General features: G+C 64.6%; 17 protein-coding genes and 1 tRNA gene. 13 read left to right on the forward strand and 5 right to left on the reverse strand.

Annotated elements, in window-relative coordinates:
- Positions 1–53 precede the first annotated feature (53 nt).
- The 4 genes from cydD (at position 54) to recQ (ending at position 5,836) form a co-directional block, all read left to right on the forward strand.
- Positions 54–1,745 (forward strand): thiol reductant ABC exporter subunit CydD, encoded by a 1,692-nt coding sequence (gene cydD, locus B8446_RS03705; RefSeq protein WP_048847447.1) that lies wholly within the window; start codon positions 54–56, stop codon positions 1,743–1,745.
- Positions 1,742–3,415, forward strand: coding sequence for a thiol reductant ABC exporter subunit CydC (gene cydC, locus B8446_RS03710; RefSeq protein ID WP_048847284.1), 1,674 nt, complete (start codon positions 1,742–1,744; stop codon positions 3,413–3,415). Before cydD ends, cydC begins: the two co-directional genes overlap by 4 nt.
- Positions 3,416–3,549: 134 nt before the next feature.
- Positions 3,550–3,951, forward strand: coding sequence for an OmpA family protein (locus B8446_RS03715; RefSeq protein ID WP_048847287.1), 402 nt, complete (start codon positions 3,550–3,552; stop codon positions 3,949–3,951).
- A 19-nt stretch (positions 3,952–3,970) separates the two neighbouring features.
- Positions 3,971–5,836, forward strand: coding sequence for a DNA helicase RecQ (gene recQ, locus B8446_RS03720; RefSeq protein WP_048847289.1), 1,866 nt, complete (start codon positions 3,971–3,973; stop codon positions 5,834–5,836).
- Between the two features lie 22 nt (positions 5,837–5,858).
- Here the strand turns inward: recQ and B8446_RS03725 are convergent, their stop codons facing one another.
- Positions 5,859–6,401 (reverse strand): copper chaperone PCu(A)C, encoded by a 543-nt coding sequence (locus tag B8446_RS03725; protein WP_148505828.1) that lies wholly within the window; start codon positions 6,399–6,401, stop codon positions 5,859–5,861.
- A gap of 169 nt (positions 6,402–6,570) precedes the next feature.
- Here B8446_RS03725 and nrdR point away from each other — a divergent pair, with 169 nt between their 5' ends.
- Genes nrdR through thiL form a run of 3 tightly spaced genes read left to right on the forward strand, consistent with a single transcriptional unit; the run spans position 6,571 to position 8,555 of the window.
- Positions 6,571–7,065, forward strand: coding sequence for a transcriptional regulator NrdR (nrdR, locus tag B8446_RS03730; protein WP_048847291.1), 495 nt, complete (start codon positions 6,571–6,573; stop codon positions 7,063–7,065).
- Positions 7,066–7,099: 34 nt separating this feature from the next.
- The gene (nusB, locus tag B8446_RS03735) at positions 7,100–7,597 is read left to right on the forward strand and encodes a transcription antitermination factor NusB (protein ID WP_048847293.1); all 498 of its coding nucleotides are present in this window, start codon (positions 7,100–7,102) and stop codon (positions 7,595–7,597) included.
- Entirely contained in the window at positions 7,590–8,555 is a 966-nt protein-coding gene (thiL, locus tag B8446_RS03740; RefSeq protein WP_048847295.1) for a thiamine-phosphate kinase, read from the forward strand. The genes nusB and thiL overlap by 8 nt, the downstream gene beginning before the upstream one ends.
- Here the strand turns inward: thiL and B8446_RS03745 are convergent.
- Both B8446_RS03745 and B8446_RS03750 read right to left on the reverse strand, forming a co-directional pair.
- Positions 8,521–9,156: a CatB-related O-acetyltransferase gene (locus B8446_RS03745; protein WP_048847297.1), complete on the reverse strand. Its 636-nt coding sequence runs from the start codon at positions 9,154–9,156 to the stop codon at positions 8,521–8,523. The two genes, thiL and B8446_RS03745, sit on opposite strands and share 35 nt — an antisense overlap.
- A gap of 15 nt (positions 9,157–9,171) precedes the next feature.
- Positions 9,172–10,362, reverse strand: coding sequence for a hypothetical protein (locus B8446_RS03750; protein WP_048847452.1), 1,191 nt, complete (start codon positions 10,360–10,362; stop codon positions 9,172–9,174).
- A 127-nt stretch (positions 10,363–10,489) separates the two neighbouring features.
- Here B8446_RS03750 and B8446_RS03755 point away from each other — a divergent pair, with 127 nt between their 5' ends.
- Together B8446_RS03755 and glk are read left to right on the forward strand one after the other, a co-directional pair.
- Entirely contained in the window at positions 10,490–11,281 is a 792-nt protein-coding gene (locus B8446_RS03755) for an SDR family NAD(P)-dependent oxidoreductase (RefSeq protein ID WP_048847299.1), read from the forward strand.
- Positions 11,282–11,411: 130 nt separating this feature from the next.
- Complete coding sequence (gene glk, locus B8446_RS03760; RefSeq protein WP_264921736.1) at positions 11,412–12,404, forward strand: glucokinase; 993 nt, start codon at positions 11,412–11,414, stop codon at positions 12,402–12,404.
- 13 nt (positions 12,405–12,417) lie between these two features.
- On the opposite strand, the gene B8446_RS03765 is transcribed toward glk, so the two are convergent.
- Positions 12,418–12,491 (reverse strand) — tRNA-Cys (locus B8446_RS03765).
- 172 nt (positions 12,492–12,663) lie between these two features.
- Here B8446_RS03765 and B8446_RS03770 point away from each other — a divergent pair.
- The 4 genes from B8446_RS03770 to B8446_RS03785 all read left to right on the forward strand — a co-directional run bounded on the left by B8446_RS03770 (position 12,664) and on the right by B8446_RS03785 (position 18,460).
- Positions 12,664–14,121, forward strand: coding sequence for a TolC family outer membrane protein (locus B8446_RS03770; protein ID WP_048847304.1), 1,458 nt, complete (start codon positions 12,664–12,666; stop codon positions 14,119–14,121).
- 39 nt (positions 14,122–14,160) lie between these two features.
- Positions 14,161–14,838 (forward strand): DUF2497 domain-containing protein, encoded by a 678-nt coding sequence (locus B8446_RS03775; protein ID WP_053053677.1) that lies wholly within the window; start codon positions 14,161–14,163, stop codon positions 14,836–14,838.
- A gap of 85 nt (positions 14,839–14,923) precedes the next feature.
- Positions 14,924–17,608, forward strand: coding sequence for a valine--tRNA ligase (locus B8446_RS03780; protein ID WP_048847306.1), 2,685 nt, complete (start codon positions 14,924–14,926; stop codon positions 17,606–17,608).
- A 3-nt stretch (positions 17,609–17,611) separates the two neighbouring features.
- On the forward strand, positions 17,612–18,460 hold the full coding sequence (locus B8446_RS03785) for an alpha/beta hydrolase (RefSeq protein WP_048847307.1): 849 nt from the start codon (positions 17,612–17,614) through the stop codon (positions 18,458–18,460).
- 22 nt (positions 18,461–18,482) lie between these two features.
- Here the strand turns inward: B8446_RS03785 and ilvD are convergent, their stop codons facing one another.
- The gene (gene ilvD, locus B8446_RS03790; protein WP_048847310.1) at positions 18,483–20,336 is read right to left on the reverse strand and encodes a dihydroxy-acid dehydratase; all 1,854 of its coding nucleotides are present in this window, start codon (positions 20,334–20,336) and stop codon (positions 18,483–18,485) included.
- Between the last annotated feature and the right edge of the window lies 1 nt (position 20,337).

Genomic DNA, 20,337 nt, shown 5'->3' on the forward strand with positions numbered 1-20,337 from the left:
CAATCGCGCATCGCACTATGTCTGGCAGCGTTCGGGGCCTATATGGCCAGTTCATGAAGGCTGACAGATCCGTGGTTCGCGCGTGGACGCGCGCTGAATCGAAGGCAGCGCGACGCGCGGCCGGTCCCGTGATGATGCTTGGACTGTGTGGCAGCGTCATGGCGCTGGGGCAGGCCTATGCTCTTGCCGAGAGCCTGGCAGACGCGTTGCTGCATCGTGGCAATGCAACGCACGCGATCATGATGTTCGCGTTCTTCGCATTCATTCGCGCGGGCCTGACCTATGCGCAGGAGCGGGCAGCCGCTGCCGCCGGAATTCGTGCGCGGCGAAGCCTCCGCGAGCGCGTCCTTGGCCGGATCACGGGCGAGGGGCCGGCCTTGCTGCGTCGGCAGCACAGCGCTGAAATCGCAGCGGTGCTGGTCGACCGTATCGAGGCGCTCGACAGCTACTTTTCCCGCTGGGTCCCTGCATCCGTCCTCTGGATCGCATCACCTGCCATCATTCTGATCGGCGTTGCGACCCGCAACATCGATGCGGCACTCGTGCTTGCCGTCTGCGGGTTCGTGGTACCGGTCGCGCAGGCCGTTTTCGGGATCGGGGCGGGGGTCGCGTCGCGCAATCAGTTTCAGGCGCTGACACGGCTTCAGTCGCGCTTTCTCGATCGTATCAGGGGCATCGCGACCATCGTCCTTTCGGGCGCTGCGGAGCGCGAAGCCGAAGCGCTGGCTGAAGCGGCTGACGAGCTGCGCCGCCGCACAATGCGGATTCTGCGTGTCGCCTTCCTGTCGTCGGCTGCGATCGATGCCGCCATGGTGATTGCAATCGTCGCCATCGTGATCTCGCAGGGCCGGACGTTGCTGGTTCTGGCCGAAACGGGCACGACCGATGTCGAGGCCGTAGCATCCGCATTATTTGCGCTGTTGCTCGTACCGGAGTTTTTCGCGCCTCTCCGTTCGCTGGCTCTTGCCTATCAGGACCGTGCACAGGCTGCGAATGCCGCGGAGGCGATGCAGGATCTCGGGCCCGAGGCAAGCATTCCCGAGCCTGCGCAGCCCGTCCGGGCACGTGCCGGATTGTCCGTGACGCTCAGGGATGTCGCCTTTTCGTGGGACGAGAAACGCGGGCCGACACTCGAGCATATAGACGTCAAGATTCCTGCCGGTCAGACACTGATCCTGACAGGGCCCTCGGGCTCGGGCAAATCAACGCTGATCGAGATGCTGCTCGGATTCATTCGGCCCGACCATGGCCAGATCCTGTTCGACACCACGGATCTTGCGACGCTCCAGCCGCGCGACATCGCCACTGCAAGCGCCTGGGTCGGTCAGCGGCCTATGCTGTTCGCCGCGACCGTGCGGGAAAACATCCTTTTTGCGCGCCCTGACGCAACCGACGCCGAACTGCGGGCCGCCGTCTCGGCTGCGGCACTCGACAGGGTCATCGAGCTGTTGCCTCAGGGGCTCGACACGCACCTCGGAGAAGGCGGGTTCGGGTTGTCCGGCGGTCAGGCGCAGCGTGTCGCCATTGCGCGCGCATTTCTGAAAGATGCCCCCTTGCTGCTGCTGGATGAGCCGACGGCTCATCTGGATCCCGAGACGGAAGCCGAGATTCTGGTCACGCTGCATACACTTGCTGCCGGGCGGACGGTCATCCTGTGCGGCCATTCCGCTGCGACGCGCGGCTTTGGGGGCCAGGTTCTGGAACTGTCGCATGGGCGTATGTCAGAGCTGAGGGCAGTGGCATGAGCGAGCACGTGAGCTCGCGCGGAAACGCGCCGTCGCAGGGTCCACTGCGGGAAATTCTCGAGGTCTGGCGGCCTTTCTTCGGGCGCCTTGCCTTCGGCATGATCCTGTCGCTCGCGGCCGTTGCTGCAGGTCTTGCGCTGATGGCGAATGCCGGCGCACGGCTGAGCGGCATGGCGCTCGGGGCCGGACTGGCATTCTACGGTCTTCGCGCCATCGGCCTGGGTCGGATCATCCTGCGTTATGCCGAACGGCTCTATACACATGACGTGACGTTCAGGGCGCTGGCAGCCTTGCGCGTCTGGTTTTTTCGGCAACTGGCCCGCGGAGCGGCGGCAGGTCTGGGCTTTCGTCGTACAGGCGATCTCCTGACACGTCTCGTTTCCGATATCGAAACGCTGGATAACCTCTATCTGCGCCTGGCGATCCCGCTGGCAGGCGCCGTCATCACCCTGCCGATCCTGATGTGGGTTGGTCTCACGACAGGACCTGCGATCGGTATCGTCGTCGTAATCCTGTTCATCCTGGCCGCGTTTGTTGCGCCCTACGTCGCCGCCCGCGCAACGCGTCCGTCGGGCGAACTGATCCTGACGCGCGAGAGCGCGCTTCGGGAAAGCGCGCTTGACCTTGCGCAAGGGCTGCGTGAAGCGCGGGCTTTCGGTGCCGAACGCATGTTGGCCCGGGCTGTCACGCAACGGCAGGAGCGTCTGTTCGCGGCCCAGCGCACAAGGGCTGGGCAGCTCGCGCTGGCCGGCGGCTTTTCCTATCTCATCGGTCAAATCGCCCTGATTGCCGTGGTGCTCTCGGCGCTCGGACTGGGCCTGCCGAGAACCTCCCCACTCGCCACGATCGCGCTCCTGTTCCTGACGGTTGCGGCGTTCGAGAGCGTGTCCGGCCTGGTCCGCGCAGGCGTTCTGGCGGGCGAAGTCTCTCATGCGGCCCAGCGGATCGTCGAAATCGCACATGAGGCCCCCGCCGCGAAGGGAACTGCGCCCCTGCCGAGCGGCACGGCTCTTGCACTCGAGCATGTGACGTTCCGATGGGCAGCCGACCGGGCGCCGGTGTTCGACGATCTGTCCCTGACAATTGCGCCGGGCGAACGGCTTGCAATCATCGGCCCGTCGGGTGCCGGCAAGTCCAGTCTCGCGGCTCTGCTTCTCAAGGCCGCAGCCCCGCAATCGGGTCGGATCCTGCTCGACGGCGTGGATATTGCGGCTCTCGATGATGATGCTTTGCGCAGCCGCGTCGCCTGGCTGTCGCAGCATACGCATCTGTTCGCCGACACGATCCGGCGCAACCTCACGCTCGGTCGGCCCGATATGTCCGACGACGCCCTGTTTGCAGCGCTTGACCGGGCGGCTGTGGGCGACGTGGTGCGGAGCCTGCCCGAAGGTCTCGATACCTGGCTCGGAGAGGGCGGCATGACGCTCTCGGGCGGGCAGGGGCGACGCATCGCTCTGGCGCGCACGCTGCTTTCCGATGCGCCGATTCTCATCCTTGACGAGCCGGCGACCGGACTCGATGCCGAAACTGAACGGGCGTTCCTGACCACACTTTACGAGACGACGACCGGTCGCACGGTGCTTCTGATCGCTCACCGGCTGACCGGGGCGGAGCGCCTCGACAAGGTCTGGCTGCTGCAGAACGGCCATCTTGCAGCACAACCCGTATGAGCGGATGGCTCGGTTGCCGGTTCGCGGGATTGACGGCTGCCACCGCGCGAGGCACCAACCCTCAGACGCGCGAACCTTCGACGGTTGCGGCGCCACGCCAGGCCGGTCCGGCCGCAAGAACTGAGGAAGCTTTGATGTTCCGTCTGTCTCCCGCCGCCTTGTTCGGTTTCGCCAGCATCGCGGCATTGTCTGTCGCTGGCTGCACGACGACGGGGTCCGATCGGGACAAGTTCGTGGTGTTCTTCACGACGGGGTCCACCCAGCTCGAGAGTGCTGCCGCCAACACGGTTGCCGCCGCCGCTGCCGACGCGCGCACGAAGCATTCGAGCTCGATCGAGGTCGAAGGCTATGCCGCGGCCCACGGCAATCTGTCGGCTGACGAAATGCTGGCCATGCAGCGGGCGAAGCTCGTGGCCGACACGCTGCGGCAGGACGGCGTCGGATCGGCCGTCATTCACCAGACGGCGCATGCGCCCAGGAATGACGCCGAAGCCGCGGTCGCCGCACGCCGCGTGATGATTGACGTCGATCCCTGATACGGACGTTCCGTAACCCTTGACCGAAAGCGACATTCTTCAGGCCGGACGGGAGACACCGCAGGCGGTGCTCGCCCGCGTGTTCGGCTTTCCGGCATTCCGGAGCCTGCAGGAAGACGCGGTCGAAAGTGTCATGCGCGGCGAGGACGTGCTCGTCCTGATGCCAACAGGTGGAGGCAAGAGCCTCTGCTATCAGGTTCCGGCGCTCTGCCGCCCCGGCATGGGCCTTGTCGTCTCCCCCCTGATCGCCCTGATGGACGATCAGGTGGCAGCTCTCCGGCAGGTGGGCGTCCGTGCGGCTGCACTTCATTCCGAGCTGGAAACCGACGAGGCGGCCCAGATCCGGGCCGATCTGTCGAACGATCGCATCGACATCCTGTATGTCTCGCCCGAGCGGTTGCTGTCGCCCGGAACGCGCGACTGGCTCGCCCGCCGCAAGCTCTCGGTCATCGCGATCGACGAGGCGCACTGCATCTCCGCATGGGGCCATGAATTCCGGCCGGAATATCGCGGCCTGTCCACGCTACGCGACATCTTCCCCGGCGTTCCGCGCATTGCCCTGACCGCAACTGCCGATCCACGAACACGCGACGACATTCTTGCAGCCCTCGACATGCGTCACGCGCGTGTACTGACGGCGAGCTTTCACCGCCCCAACCTGATGATCGCGGCGTTGCCGAAAACCGGCGAGACACGACAGCTTCAGGATGCGCTCGCCGCTCACACGGGACCTGGAGCGACGGGCGCCTGCATCGTCTATTGCGGGTCGCGCGCGAAGACCGAACGGGTCGCCAATTCCCTGCGACAGCGCAACATCACGGCACTTGCGTTTCATGCCGGTCTGTCGCCGATGGAAAAGCGTGCGGCGCTGACGCGCTTTCGTGCAGGGGAGCCGATGGTCATCGCGGCGACCATCGCCTTCGGCATGGGCATCGACCGCCCGGACGTGCGCTGCGTCGTCCATCTCGACATGCCGGGTTCGCCGGAGGCGTATTATCAGCAGATCGGACGCGCGGGCCGCGACGGGGCTATGGCCGACACCGTCCTGCTCTACGGCGGCGAGGACATGGCTCGCGCGCGCCACTGGCTGGAGCAGTCCAACGCGCCCGAGAGCGAACGCCGCATCATGGGCCAGCGGCTGGAAAGCATGATCGCGCTCACCGAGACGACGGGTTGCCGCACGCGCGCGCTCCTGGCCTGTTTCGGGGAAACGCTGGCGGAGTCATGTGGCCATTGTGACAACTGCCGCAATCCGGTCGCGACGTTCGACGGAACGCAGGCCGCACAGAAGGTGCTCTCTGCCATCTATCGAACCGGGCAACGGTTCGGCGCCGTTCATCTTACCAACGTGCTGCGCGGCAAGGCGGACGACGCGGTCACGCGCAACGCGCACCAGCACCTGTCCGTATTCGGGGTCGGGAAGGATCACGATGCGACATGGTGGCGTGGCGTGATCCGGCAACTGATCGCACGCGGCGCCATTCGCACGGTCGGCGAACATGGTGCCCTGGCGCTCGATCCTGACGTCGCACGCCCCATTCTGCGCGGAGAAGAGCCCGTTCTCCTGCGTGACGACCAGACGGCGGCACTAGCCCGTGGACGTTCGTCGCGCGGGCGTGACACTGCGCGAGACGGCGGTCGCGATACCGAGCCTGCGCTCGATCCTGCGTCCGAGGCGCTGTTCGATGCCTTGCGCGCATGGCGTCTGTCGGAGGCGCGGGAACAGACGATCCCGCCCTACGTCATCTTTCACGACAGCGTCCTGCGGGACATCGCGCGGGACAATCCACAGGACCGGGCCTCGCTCGGCCGCATCAAGGGCGTCGGCGCATCCAAGCTCGATCGCTATGCGGACGCGATCCTGACCGCACTGGGCGCTCTCTGAGCCGCCCTTGATGCGTCCGCCGTCACTCCTGACGGGCGGCCTGTTCGACGGGAAACTGCAGCGTTCTGCTTGAGCCGCCGAGAAACACGAACGTCACCGGGACCGAACCGCCAGGCAGGATCCCGGACTTCAGGCCGAGACAGACGAAATGATAGCCACCGACTGAAAACACCATGGCCGTGTGCTTCGGCAGGGCAAGGTGCGTGAACAGCGCGCTCGTCTTTTCCGTCGGCTCCTGATCGGTATGGCGCGCGATGATCTGCTGGCACGCGGGTGCCGTGATCCCCGTCAGAAGATGGGTCTGGCTGCTGTGGTTCTCGATCGTGAAATAGCCATCCGCCAGATCCGAATGTCCCGGCACGAGCTGAAAGCTCGGCGCCGTCACCGAGATGTCGGCACCGGCGTTGCGCTGTCCCGGCAGATCGGTGTCCGCGTCGGGTCGAGGCGTCTGTGCCAAGGCGGCGGCTGAGACCAGAAGTGCCAATCCCGAAAACAGGGCACCGATATACCCGGCGCGGATCGTACCCCGGTGGATCATGCCAGCCGGGCGGGGGTGTTTCGTCACTCTGCGAACTCCGAAGCCTCTGATTTCATGACATCATGCGGTATTGTATCATCAGGCTCAATGTTCGCGCCGTTTCCGACTGCCACGATGCTTTGGCGCGACGCTGTGATCTGTGGGATAATCGGGCTAGGCCGGTTTGTCCGGTCGGTTCCAGGAGATACCCCTCGCGATGCGTTGCCCGTTTTGCGGCCACGAAGACACCCAGGTCAAAGACAGCCGCCCGAACGACGACGGCGCGTCCATCCGCAGGCGCCGCGTCTGCGCCGGATGCGCGCAGCGTTTCACGACGATCGAGCGGGTCCAGTTGCGCGAACTCGTCGTCATCAAGGCCGATGGCCGCCGGGTCCCGTTCGATCGGGACAAGCTGATGCGCTCGATCCGCATCGCCCTGCGCAAGCGTCCGGTTCAGGAGGAACGTATCGAGCGTGTGGTCAACGGCCTTGTCAGACAGCTCGAAGCCTCCGGTGAGCCCGAGATCGCATCGAAGCGAATTGGCGAGCTGGCGATGGACGCCTTGCATGACATCGACGGGGTGGCCTATGTCCGCTTCGCCAGCGTCTACCGTGACTTCCACGAGATCGGCGAATTCTCGGACATCTTGACGGACATGCAGCCCGAAGGCGTGTCCGAACGGCTGCCCGACCGCGCGGATCCGTTGGACTGACACGCTGGCCCATACAGGCTGAGAGGACGCCCCCATGACCGATTCAACTGCGCCCGGACGCCCGCCGAAAGCCCGTTCGCGCACGACCGCGCGCGTCGCCGCCGTTCAGGCGCTTTTCCAGTGCGAGCAGGCCGGCGAGACCGCAGAGACCGTTGCCGACCAATTCACGCGCCATCGCCTTGGCGGAACCAGCACCGAAGACATCGACGAAGGGCAGATGCCCGATGCGGATTTCCGCCTGTTCGGCATGATCGTGCGTGGCACGACCGTGGCGCAGGACCGTATCGATGCCGAGCTTTCCGGCGCGCTGCCGGAAGCCTGGCCGCTCCATCGCCTCGATCCGGTCCTGCGTGCGCTCCTGCGCGCGGCCGTCTTCGAATTCGGCAGCGATACGCCGCCGCGCGTGGTCATCAACGAGTATCTGGATGTCGCGCACGGTTTCTTCTCGGGCGACGAACCCAAGCTGGTGAACGGGGTGCTGGACGCTCTGGCCAAGGCGCGCGCCCTTCAGACACCGGACACGGATGACTGACGATCCGCAGGCGCCGGGCGAATTCGGCTTCATCGCCCGGCACTTCGCGCCGCTTGCCGGCCCGGAGGGGCTCGGGCTCGGCGATGACGCCGCCCTCTTTCGACCATCCGCCGGCATGGAAACGGTCATTTCCGCCGACATGATGGTGGAGGCGGTTCATTTTTTCCCGGACGATCCGCCCGACCTGATCGCCCGCAAACTGCTCCGATGCAATCTGTCCGACCTTGCGGCCATGGGCGCAGTACCTCGGGGCTATCTGCTTGCGATTGCAAAACCCGATCGTCTGCATGACGCATGGTTTTCAGAGTTCGCTCGCGGTCTTGCGACTGACCAGGCGACATTCGGTCTTACCCTGTTCGGGGGCGATACGACGCGTTCTACCGGACCTCTGGTGCTGTCGCTGACAATCCTCGGCGATGTCCCGGCGGGCGCCGCGCTTCGCCGATCCGGCGCTCGACCAGGCGATTCGGTCTGGGCCAGCGGAACGATCGGCGATGCTGCGCTGGGGCTGCTGGCACGGCAAGGGAAGCTGCCCGATCCTGATGGCATGCTGCGCGACCGTTATCTCCTGCCGCATCCGCGGATGGGCCTGGGTCTCGCTGTCCGCGACATTGCCCATGCCGCCATGGATATCTCTGACGGCCTGGTGCAGGACGCGGGCCATCTCGCACGTGCAAGCAACGTCCGGATCACGATCGATGCGGATTGCGTGCCCTCGTCAGCGGCAGCACGGGCGGCCGGCGGCGACTGGCTCGAGACCAGATTGACCGGTGGAGACGACTACGAACTCCTGCTGACATGTCCCGCCGATCGAACCGATGCGCTTCTGGCGGCTGCGTCCGCCAGTGGCACCGCACTGACCCGCATCGGTGCCGTCGAGCCGGGGCAGGGTGTCGTGGTGCTGGATCAGGCAGGACGGGGCATCAGCTTTGCCCGTCCGGGCTGGCAGCACTTCTGACGGGCGTTTCATAAGCCGAAAGAAACGCCTGCAGATCGTCGCCCGTCATCAGCGGCAACGCCGCACGGATCTTGTCCTCGGGCCAATCCCACCAGCCCAGCGCGAGCAGGCGCGTGATGGTCTGCTCGTCGAACCGGCGTCGGACGATGCGGCCTGGATTGCCCGCCACGATACTGTAGGGCGGAATGTCGCCGCGCGCCGTGGTCTGCGCACCGATGACGCTGCCTGTACCGATCCGCGTGCCGGGAAGAATGGTCGCACCGAGCCCGATCCAGACATCGTGTCCGATCGAGACGGCACCGCGCCCCTCATGGTCGCGCGGTGCTTCGCCGGTCAGGCCCCAGAACGATCCGAGCACGCCGAACGGATAGGTCGTCGCCGTATCCATGCGGTGATTGCCGAGAATGATTGTGACGTCGGGACCGATCGAGCAGAAATCGCCGATTTCGAGTGGTGCCATTTCAGGCTCCAGCACGCGGGGGCGGCCATAGGTGTGCGGCCCGATGCGCCAACCCCATTGTTCGATGTCGGCTGCCAGCTGGTAACGCGTCAGCGCCGCGAAGACCGGTTTGGGACGACGAGGCGAGGACACGTGTTCCATCCGGTGCTCCGGGCTTCAGGGGCCAGTGTCGGGCGCCGGGCGTTCGATGGCGCGCTCGTAGACGCGATACCGCTTGTTGGGCAGAGGCGCGATGCGCTCGATCAGCCGCCGCATCGGCATATCATGTTCGCGGATCCAGCCCAGATCCACATGATTGTAGGGCAGGCTGTGTCCGCGCTGAAACAGTTCCGCGATCGCGACGCCCGGCATCAGCGCGCCGAGCAGTGTCCCCTGCAGCCTGGATGACACGCCCAGCAGGATCACCCGGGCCGATGTGAAGCGGTGTCGCAGCAGCCGTATGCCGAGCCGGGCCCACCCGAAAGGCGAGGGAGCCCCGCCGAGATCGCCGGCAATGTCATAGAGATTGGGCACGACGAGCGCCATGGCGACCGGAACGCCGTTCTGTTCGATCTGAACGTAATGTTCCGACCGCAGCAGGGGAGCAAGCTGCTTGATCATCGATTCGATTTCGTAGGACTGCAGCGGCACGAAATTCCAAGTGTTCTTCCACGCGTCATTATACAGCGTCCGCAGGACCTCGCCCTGCTGGGCGATTTCCTTCTTCGACAGGCTCTTGATGGCGATGTTGCGCAACGCACCCTGGCCCGGCTTCATGCCGTCCGGGACCGCGTGCGCCAGCTCGGTCGTCCCGTCCAACGGCATGCGGTAACTCAGAAGATCGTTGGTCTCGTCGAACCCGAAGGCGGCAACATGATCCGCAAGCCATACAGGGTGCCACGGCATGGCAATCATCGCCGGCTCGGACTGTCCTTCGATCATCAGGCCCGATTCGCCATTCGGGCTAGGCGTGAGGGGGCCGCGCATCCCGCGCATTCCCTGAGCCCTCAGCCAGTCCTGCGCCGCGTCCAGCAACGCATGAACGACAGCACGATCGTCGATCGCATCGAGCGCACCGAAATATCCGGGCGCGTTTGCGTCCTGCGACTGTGCCACGAAATCGACCTGCGCGCAGATCCGGCCCACCGGCGCGCCGCTGCGCCATGCGATGAACATCTGGACCGATGCATGCCGGTAAAACGCCGATTTCGCGGGATGCAGGAGATCGGCCTGTTCCAGGTCGAGGGGCGGCACGAAGCCTGCAAGTCCCGCATACAGGCGCCGCGGAAGACTGATGAAGAGCGCGATACCAGCCTTGTCCGCAACCGGGGTCACCGACACCGCATCAGCGGGGGAGTCGGAGCGCACGAGGTCAGATTCGGGCTGTGGCACGGTGGTCTCGAACTTCCATGATCGGGAGGGGCGGCTGTTTTCCAGCTTGGCCAAGCCGCGATAGATGTCACGTCACGAACGGATTCGCAAAGGAGGCGACAGCATGAACGGCGCACAGCGGTCGCAGACCCGGGAACCACACGTCCTGGTCACAGGGGCATCAGGCGGACTTGGAGCGGCACTTGCCCGCCACCATGCAGCGCTTGGCCATCGCCTGACGCTTTGGGGGCGAAACGAGGAGCGGCTGAACGCCGTGGCCGGTTCCTGCCGGGCGCTTGGCGCCATGGTCGTTACGCGCATCGTCGACCTGGAGAACCCGACGGCCGCCGAGCATGCCTATCTGGAAGATGACGCGCGCGATCCGGTCGACATCGCAATCTTCAACGCCGGACTTTCGGATATTCGCGCGCCCGATGCACTGACCGAAGATCCGGAGCGTGTGCGGGCACTGGGCCTGGTCAACTACGTGACGCCCAGCGTGCTCGCGACCGTCGCCGCCGGAAAGATGCTGCCGCGCGGCGGACGCATCATCATGATCGGTTCTGTCGCGGCATTCCACGACCTCCCATTCGGGACGGCCTATTCAGGATCCAAGGCGGGTCTCGCCCGGTTCTCGACGGCGCTCGACCTCTACACGCGTCCGCGCAGCGTGCCGGTTCTTCTCGTCTCGCCCGGCTTCATCGATACCCCCATGAGCCGGCGGCTCAGCGGTGCGCGTCCGTTCCTTGTCAAGCCGGCGCGCGCGGCGCGACTGATCGTGGAAGCGAGTGCGCAGGGGAAACGGCACATCGTCTTCCCATGGCCGTTCCACGTGTTGCGCATCATCGACATGCTGGCGCCCTATCGGCTCCGCGCGGCTCTTCTTGGGCGCGTGAAGGTGACCCAAAGTCCCTGACCGATACGATCCCGACGCTTCTTGACGCGTTCGTGAGAGACTGCGAGTGATCGCGCATGAATGTTTCAACCTGATCATCATTCCGTGATGATCAGGGTGGAAAAGGTCTCTCGGGCCACGGGCCCGCTCAATCGATGCCAAGGACGTCAGTATCATGAAAGAAATCGTAGCGGTCGATATTGGCGGCACTCATGCGCGTTTCGCGCTGGCCGAAGTCGAGGATGGCAAGGTGCTGAGCCTTGCGGAAGAAACCACGCTGCGCTGTGCGGAACATGCGAGCTTCGCACTTGCCTGGGAGGCGTTCGGCCGCCGTCTCGGACGTCCTCTTCCGCGTGAAGCCGGGATCGCGGTCGCCTGTCCGATCCAGGGCGAAGTCCTGAAGATGACCAACAATCCGTGGATCATCCAGCCCGGTCAGCTCGCATCCCGACTGCATCTCGACCACTTCGTCCTCGTCAACGATTTCGGTGCTGTCGGTCATGCCGTGGCGCAGGTCGGCCCGGAGCATCTCAAGCATCTCTGCGGCCCTGACCGCGCGATGCCCTCGTCAGGTGCGACGACCATTGTCGGGCCGGGAACCGGGCTTGGCGCCGCGTGCCTGCTGCGTCGCGGAAGCCGGTATTTTGTCATGGAGACGGAAGGCGGACACATCGACTTCCCGCCAGTTGACGAGCTTGAGGACAAGATCCTCTCCGCCCTGCGCAAGCGGTTCCGCCGCGTGTCGGCCGAGCGGGTCGTGTCGGGACCCGGCCTCAGCAATCTTTACGAGATCATTGCCGACATCCAGTCGCTGCCAATCACGGTGCGCGACAACCGGCAGCTCTGGACCATGGCGCTGGAACGTCGCGATACGTTGGCGGAAGCGGCTCTCGAGCGTTTCTGTCTGAGCCTTGGGTCCATCGCCGGCGATCTGGCCCTGGCTCATGGTGCGCATAGCGTCGTGATTGCAGGAGGCTTGGGTCTGCGCCTGGCGGATCAGCTTGCGAATTCAGGATTTGCAGAGCGCTTCGTCGCGAAGGGGCGTTTCGAAGCGATGATGACGGACATGCCCGTGAAGATCATCACGCATCCGCAGCCGGGTCTCTTCGGCGCAGCGGCAGCTTACGCCGAGGCGCATAGCTGAAGGCGGCCATCGCTGGAGGTCCGGGCGGGAATCGAACCCACATTCGCGGATTTGCAGTCCGCTACATCACCATTCTGCCACCGGACCGGAGCGAGGCCGGTGGCTATATCGACTGTCCCGCAGAAGAGGTCAAGTCACTCCGATCGATCTGATGCTCACAGGCGTCTCGCTGTAGTTTCTTTTCGAGATTGCGCCAGCCTGTTAACGTCCGGTTCACCGGATTGCGCCATCCTCGGCGCTGCTATCGACAGGGATCGGCATGACTTCTTCCGCAGGACGCATCTTTGCGCGCTATGCCCCGGCAGGCATCGGACTGGCTGCCGGGCTTTGCGGTTCCACGGCCCTGGCCCAGAAATATGACGGCTCGGGCTCGCCGACGGCGATTCCCCATACGCTGCAGCAGGCTCTGGCCAATGCCTACCTGACCAATCCGACCCTGCAGGAAGAACGCGCGACGCTGCGCGCGACGGACGAACAGGTACCGACGGCCCTTGCGGGCTGGCGCCCGACAATCCAGGGCAGCATGGCGCTGTCTTATTATCAGGGCTCGACGAGCTACGGCACATATGGTGGGGTCGTTCAGCCTCCGCGTACGTATGCGACGCCCGGATACGCCGGTCAGCTCAGCATCACCCAGCCGCTTTACAGTGGCGGCCATACGACGGCCGCGACCCATCAGGCGGTCAATCGCGTCATGGCCGAACGGGCGCGGCTGATCGCGACCGAACAGCAGGTCTTCAGCAACGTCGTTCAGGCCTATATCGGCGTGGTCGAGGACGAGCAGCTTCTCCAGCTCGATATCAACAACGAGCACGTGCTCGAACAGCAGGTTGCGGCAACCGAGACCCGGTTCCACGCAGGCGAGATTACCCAGACGGATGTGGCACAGGCCCGCGCGGCGCTTGCCAGCGCGCGCGCCACGCGTCAGCAGGCGGAAGGCACGCTTCAGACGGCGCAGGCGACCTATCTGCAGATCGTAGGCCAGGCGCCGCCGCCCAATCTCATTCCGCCGCAGCCGCTCGCATTGCCGGTCAAGTCCGAGCAGGAAGCTGTGGGTCTGGCCGTCCAGAACAATCCGAACGTCGTGAACGCGCTGTTTACCGAGGCGTCCCAGAAAGATGCTGTCGCCGTGGCCGTGTCCGCGATCATGCCCAAGATATCCGCTGAAGCAGCTTACACGCACTCCATCAACCAAGGCTATTCGGGCTATGGAACGGATAACAAATACGCCCTGCTGAACTTCAATATTCCGATTTATCAGGGTGGATCCGAATACGCGGCGGTGCGTCAGGCGCGCCAGCAGGCGATGGCTTCGCATCGCGACGTCGATGTCCAGCGTCGTGCGGCTCTTCAGCTCGCAGCCTCCAACTGGCAGCAGATGATGGCCTATCAGGCCGCCATCTCCAGCAACCGCGTTGCGATTTCCGCCAATGTGGTCGCGCTGGATGGCGTCGAGCGCCAGGCAATCGTCGGCACGAGCACGACGCTTGCTGTTCTGCAGCAGCAGGAGACGCTGCTCCAGTCACAGATTGCGCTGGTACAGAGCCTCAGCAGTCTTGTTCAGGCGTCCTACAATGTTGCGGCCGCGATCGGGCGACTGACAGCAGTCGATCTCCAGCTCCAGGTACCTCTCTATGACGAGAAGGCTTATTACAAGGCGGTGAAAGACCGTCTCTGGGGCATCAACGACTATGCGGTGGGACAGCCGGGCCGTTGACGGGCTAACTGCAGGCAATTCTGGAAAGGTCGACATTTAATGACGGTGCAGCCAAAGACGATCGGCAGCGATACGGATTCGGACGAGCAGTCGATCGAAAGCGTTCTGCACTCGATCCGCCGGATTCTGAAAGAAGATCAGCCCGCGCGTGACGATGTCGCCAATGACATTGATACGGATCGCGAGCCGGACGGCGACACGCTTATGCTTGATCGATCCATGCTCGTTGCACCCGATGAACCGGCTTCGGACGCGTCCCCGATGTCCAAGCCGGATCACAGCCTTCTCGCAATTGCCCAACGCGCGCAGGAGCGCGAGCGGCCGCCTGCGCTGGGCAGACCCGAGACAAATCCGGAGCTAGCCAGTTCCTCTGCGCCGATATCCGCTGCGTCGGCGGTACAGCCTGAGCCGCCGACAACGCGTTTCGACGCACCGGACGATCTGCCGAAGCAGCAGATCCCGGACGATCGTCTGATCGGCGATGAGACGCGAGCCGCGGCCGAGCGTTCGCTGGATGCCCTGCACGAAGCGCTCTCCCGCCACGAGCGCCGGACGACCATTACAGGGGCGACCCCCGTTAGCGTCGGAAGCATCACGATCGAGGACATGGTGCGGCAAGAGGTCCGCGCCATGGTGCGCACCTGGCTCGATGCTCATCTTCCATCTCTCGTCGAGATCATGGTCCGCGCAGAGATTTCGAAGATGGCGCAGCGCTGAGAGAGAGTCTTCTGGGGGTGGCAATTCTGCGCCGGCTGGGACACAAGCGCACGCCAAGGATTGCAAGGACCCGGAGTGCGAACCGATGCTGGATAAGAGCTTTACCCCCGGCGCCGCTGAGGCGGACCTCTACGCCCGTTGGGAATCCGGCGGCGCTTTCAAGGCCGACGTTTCGGCAAACGGCCACCCGTTCTCGGTCGTAATCCCGCCGCCGAACGTTACGGGTTCGCTGCATCTCGGCCATGCGCTCAACAGCACGCTGCAGGATATCCTCGTGCGATGGCACCGGATGGCCGGTGATAATGTCCTGTGGCAGCCGGGAACCGATCATGCCGGTATTGCGACGCAGATGGTCGTGGAGCGTGCGCTCGACAAGGAAGGCGTCAGCCGCAAGGCGCTTGGCCGCGAGGCGTTCGTCGAACGCGTGTGGGACTGGAAACGCGAATCCGGTGGCCAGATCACGCAGCAGCTTCGCCGCCTCGGCGCGTCGCCGGACTGGTCGCGCGAGCGCTTTACGATGGACGAGGGACTGTCCCGCGCCGTGCGGGAAGTGTTCGTCTCGCTTCACCGTGAAGGGCTGATCTATCGTGATCGCCGTCTGGTCAACTGGGATCCGGCTTTCCGGTCCGCGATTTCCGATCTCGAGGTCGAGAACCGCGAGACGCGCGGCCATATGTGGCACATTCGCTATCCCGTCGAGGGCGGCCACTCGATCACGATCGCCACGACCCGCCCCGAGACGATGCTGGGCGACGTGGCGATTGCCGTTCACCCTGAAGATGAACGCTACACGGCGCTTATCGGCAAATTCGCGACCGTTCCGCTGGTCGGGCGGCAGATCCCGATCATAGCCGACAGCTATTGCGACCCCGAGAAGGGCACTGGCGCCGTCAAGATCACGCCTGCCCATGATTTCAATGATTTCGAGGTCGGCAAGCGTCACGATCTTCCGCAGCTGACGATGCTGGACGAGACAGCGTGCATCAACCTCGATGACATCGGAGCCGATCTGCGCGACGTGCCCGGCGTCGCATCGCAGCAGTTCGTGGAATCCCTCGCCGGTCAGCCGCGCGACGCGGCGCGCAAGGTCATTGTCGCCGAACTTGAGACGCTCGACCTGCTGGAAAAGGTCGAGGCACACACATTGCAGGTGCCGCATGCCGAACGTGGGGGCGCCATCGTCGAGCCGAGGCTGACCACGCAATGGTATTGCGATGCGAAGACGCTGGCAGGCCCCGCAATCGCCTCGGTCGAGGATGGACGCGTCGCCTTCGAACCGAAATCCTGGGAGAACACGTTCTTCGCGTGGATGCGTGACATCCAGCCCTGGTGCATCAGCCGCCAGCTCTGGTGGGGGCATCGCATTCCGGCGTGGTACACACCTGATGGCACGGTGTTCGTTGCACACGATGAGGACGGCGCGCTCGAGCAGGCACGTGCGCAGTTCGGCGACGACGTGACGCTGACGCAGGACGCGGACGTTCTCGACACCTGGTTCTCGTCCGCCCTGTGGCCTTTCTCGACGCTGGGCTGGCCAGACAGCACGGCCGAACTTTCGCGCTATTACCCGACTTCGATCCTGGTGACCGGGTTCGACATCATCTTCTTCTGGGTTGCCCGGATGATGATGATGGGCCTGCACTTCATGGGCGATGTACCGTTCCGCACGGTGCTGGTGCACGGGTTGGTGCGCGACGAGCGCGGGCAGAAGATGTCCAAGAGCAAGGGCAACGGGCTCGATCCGATCGATCTGATCGAGGAATATGGCGCCGATGCGCTGCGCCTGACTATTTGTGCGGCGACCGGACCCGGCCGCGACATCAAGCTCGGCCCGAAGCGGGTCGAGGAACACCGCGCGTTCGTCACCAAGCTGTGGAACGCGGCCCGGTTCTGCGAAATGAACAATGTGCGGCCAAGCAGTTCGTTCTCGCCCGATGCCGTGACATCAACGCTCGGCCGCTGGATCCTGGAAGAAGCGGCGCAGGCTGTCGCCGAGGCCGAGCGCGCCATCGCCGCACATCGGTTCGATGAGTATGCATCGTGCTGCTATCGCTTCGTCTGGAGCCGGTTCTGCGACTGGTTCCTTGAATTCGCAAAGCCGGTCCTGAGTGCGGAGGATGCCGAAGCACAGGAAATCCGTGATGTGGCAGCCCACGTGTTCGCCGTCATCCTGCGGCTGATGCACCCGGTCATCCCGTTCGTGACCGCAACACTCTGGGAATCCTTCGGTTACAGCGACGCCATCGACGGACCGAAATGGCCGAGCCTTCCGCAGAAGACAGAGGTCGGTGACGCCGGCGCGGAACTCGACTGGGTGATCCGGCTGATTGGCGAGGTGCGCGCGGTTCGTTCCGAAATGAACGTCCCGCCGGCGCAGAAGGCCCCGGTCTGGCTGCGCGATGCCAACGCTATCTCGCTCGCGCGCGCAACGGCATGGTCGGAAGCGATCGGCCGGATGGCGCGCGTCAGCGAGATCGGGCCGCTAAACGGCGCGGCGCCCAAGGCATCGGCCCAGGCCGTGCTCGACGAAGCCACCCTTGTCCTTCCGCTTGAGGGCCTGATCGATCTCGCGGCAGAGCGTGCACGTCTGGAGAAGGATTGTGCGAAGATCGAGGGAGAAATCACCAAGGTGGAACGCAAGCTTGGCAATGCAGACTTCGTGGCGCGCGCGAAGCCCGAGGTCGTCGAGGAAAATCGCGAGCGTCTCGCATCGTTCAGCGCAGATCTCACGCGCCTTCGTGCAGCACTTGCGCGCATTACGGACGCCTGACTTATGACATGGCGAGCAGCGCTTGTTCTGCTGCTGCTCGCCATCTTCTCTCCAGCCGCGCATGCACACACGTCTGCGAAGCAGCGATTGACCGCACATGTGGACGGTACGTCGCTGACCGTCTTTACGTATCGTCCGAGTTGCGAGCCGCGCGGCATCATTCTGGTGTTCCACGGCATAGCGCGGAATGCGCGGCACTATCGGGATGCGACGATCCCGCTTGCGGATGCGGCTTGCGCGCTCGTCTATGCGCCACAGTTCGATGCCACCCGGTTTCCGTCTTCCGCCTATCAGCATGGCGGCGTGACACCGGATCGGGCGACGCTGACATCGGCCCCGGTGGCAATGGTCCCGGACCTGATCCGTTGGGCGCAGGCCCGATCGGGCTCGCCGCTGCCCACAATGCTGGTGGGGCATTCGGCAGGTGCGCAGTTTCTTAGTCGCGTTGCAGCTTACGTGCCCACCGCGGCGCGCGCCATCGTGCTGGCCGATCCATCCACTTATGTCATGCCCGATCCGGCTGTTGCGGCACCCTTTGGCGGCGGGTTCACATCGCCTGACCCCGGCTGGCTTGCCGCCTATCTATCACGGCCAATTTTCATCGTGTTGGGGGCAAATGACGTAACCGACAACCATCACCTGTCGGAAACACCTCAGGCTCGGGCACAAGGATCAAACCGCCTGACACGTGGTCAGACGGCCTTTGCGCTGGGTCAGGCGGCAGCCCGACGGATCGGGCGCCCATGCGCATGGCAAAAGGCGATCGTGCCAGGTGTCGGGCACGATGCCGCCGCGATGTTTGCGTCATCCCAGATGAGGGATATCGCACGCGCCGTTTTCAGGAGCCCCTGAAAACCTGCCGCGCGCGTGGCTTTCAGCGCGCGCGCTTCGAAACCTGGCTGACGTCACGCACAGCACCATGCGCCGCGCTGGTGGTCATTGCTGCATAGGCACGCAGGGCCGGCGACACCGAACGCACGCGATCGGGCATCCAGGCTGCCTCGCCCCGACCGGACATGACGTCCCGACGACGCGCAATCTCCGCACCGTCAACCGCGAGGTGGAGGCGGCGCGACGGAATGTCGATTTCGATCGCATCGCCATCCTCGATCAGGCCGATCAGTCCGCCCTCGGCAGCTTCCGGAGAGATATGGCCGATCGACAGCCCGGATGATCCGCCGGAGAAGCGGCCATCGGTGATCAGTGCGCAGGACTCCGCAAGCCCCTTCGACTTCAGATAGCTCGTTGGATAGAGCATTTCCTGCATGCCCGGTCCGCCACGCGGGCCCTCATACCGGATCACGACGACATCGCCTGCGGCGATCCGCCCACCGAGGATGCCGGACACGGCATCGTCCTGGCTCTCGAACACCCGCGCGGTTCCGGTGAATGTCAGCACCTTGTCCGAGACGCCCGCGGTCTTCACGATCGCGCCGTCTTCCGCGAGATTGCCGTAGAGCACGGCCAGACCGCCATCCTGACTGAAGGCATTGGCACGGTCGCGCAGGACCCCCGCCATGCGGTCGCGATCAAGCTCGTGATACACGCTCGACTGAGAGAATGCCTGTGTGGTCCGAACGCCGCCGGGCGCCGCGCGGAACAGCGCCTCCGCTTCGGCGTCGCCATTCATCACGTCCCACTTGGCAAGAGCTGCAGCCATGGTCGGCGCGTGGACAGTCGGCACCGTCGTGTCGAGCAGGCCGCAGCGGTCCAGTTCGCCCAAAATTGCAGGAATGCCACCGGCGCGGTGCACGTCTTCCATATGCACGTTCGCTTTTGCCGGGGCGACCTTGCAGAGGTTGGGCGTCTCCCGCGACAGACGGTCGATATCGACCATCGCAAAATCCACTTCAGCCTCGCGCGCCGCGGCCAGCAGATGCAAGACTGTGTTCGTCGATCCGCCCATCGCGATGTCGAGCGTCATGGCGTTGCGGAAGGCGCTGCGCGTTGCGATGCCGCGGGGCAGGGCGGTTGCGTCATCCTGCTCATACCACCGGCGCGCGAGCTCAACAGACAGACGGCCGGCCTTCTGGAACAACTCGCGCCGGGCGGCGTGGGTCGCCAGCAGGCTGCCATTGCCCGGGAGGGCGAGACCAAGCGCTTCCGTCAGGCAGTTCATCGAGTTGGCGGTGAACATGCCCGAGCACGACCCGCAGGTCGGACAGGCGGATCGCTCGATCTGTTCCGATTCAGCGTCCGTCACGTTCGGGTTCGCGGCGGCAACCATGGAATCGACAAGGTCGAGCTTGCGGTCCACGCCCGGTCCGTCGATCTTGCCGGCTTCCATGGGGCCGCCCGAGACGAAGACGGTCGGAATGTTCAGGCGCAGCGCCGCCATCAGCATGCCCGGCGTAATCTTGTCGCAGTTGCTGATGCAGACCAGCGCATCGGCACAATGGGCGTTGACCATGTATTCGATCGAATCCGCGATCAGCTCGCGCGAGGGCAGGGAATAGAGCATTCCTCCGTGGCCCATGGCGATGCCGTCGTCGACCGCGATCGTGTTGAACTCGCGCCCGATACCGCCGGCCTCCGCCACCGCCTCGCCGACCAACTGGCCCATGTCCTTGAGATGGACGTGGCCCGGGACGAACTGCGTGAACGAATTGGCGATGGCGACGATCGGCTTTCCGAAATCGCCGTCCGTCATGCCGGTCGCGCGCCAGAGGGCCCGCGCGCCCGCCATGTTGCGGCCGTGGGTCGTCGTGCGGGAGCGAAGTTGCGGCATG

The sequence above is a fragment of the Tanticharoenia sakaeratensis NBRC 103193 genome (assembly GCF_000963885.1).
In the GTDB taxonomy this organism is placed as follows: Bacteria; Pseudomonadota; Alphaproteobacteria; order Acetobacterales; family Acetobacteraceae; genus Tanticharoenia; species Tanticharoenia sakaeratensis.

What these genes read in the sequence shown, in the direction of transcription:
- cydD (WP_048847447.1), top strand. Translation starts at nt 54, where the DNA reads ATGAAGGCTGACAGATCCGTGGTTCGCGCGTGGACGCGCGCTGAATCG.
- cydC (WP_048847284.1), top strand. Translation starts at nt 1,742, where the DNA reads ATGAGCGAGCACGTGAGCTCGCGCGGAAACGCGCCGTCGCAGGGTCCA.
- B8446_RS03715 (WP_048847287.1), top strand. Translation starts at nt 3,550, where the DNA reads ATGTTCCGTCTGTCTCCCGCCGCCTTGTTCGGTTTCGCCAGCATCGCG.
- nrdR (WP_048847291.1), top strand. Translation starts at nt 6,571, where the DNA reads ATGCGTTGCCCGTTTTGCGGCCACGAAGACACCCAGGTCAAAGACAGC.
- nusB (WP_048847293.1), top strand. Translation starts at nt 7,100, where the DNA reads ATGACCGATTCAACTGCGCCCGGACGCCCGCCGAAAGCCCGTTCGCGC.
- thiL (WP_048847295.1), top strand. Translation starts at nt 7,590, where the DNA reads ATGACTGACGATCCGCAGGCGCCGGGCGAATTCGGCTTCATCGCCCGG.
- B8446_RS03745 (WP_048847297.1), bottom strand. Translation starts at nt 9,156, where the DNA reads ATGGAACACGTGTCCTCGCCTCGTCGTCCCAAACCGGTCTTCGCGGCG.
- B8446_RS03755 (WP_048847299.1), top strand. Translation starts at nt 10,490, where the DNA reads ATGAACGGCGCACAGCGGTCGCAGACCCGGGAACCACACGTCCTGGTC.
- B8446_RS03770 (WP_048847304.1), top strand. Translation starts at nt 12,664, where the DNA reads ATGACTTCTTCCGCAGGACGCATCTTTGCGCGCTATGCCCCGGCAGGC.
- B8446_RS03775 (WP_053053677.1), top strand. Translation starts at nt 14,161, where the DNA reads ATGACGGTGCAGCCAAAGACGATCGGCAGCGATACGGATTCGGACGAG.
- B8446_RS03780 (WP_048847306.1), top strand. Translation starts at nt 14,924, where the DNA reads ATGCTGGATAAGAGCTTTACCCCCGGCGCCGCTGAGGCGGACCTCTAC.
- B8446_RS03785 (WP_048847307.1), top strand. Translation starts at nt 17,612, where the DNA reads ATGACATGGCGAGCAGCGCTTGTTCTGCTGCTGCTCGCCATCTTCTCT.
- ilvD (WP_048847310.1), bottom strand. Translation starts at nt 20,336, where the DNA reads ATGCCGCAACTTCGCTCCCGCACGACGACCCACGGCCGCAACATGGCG.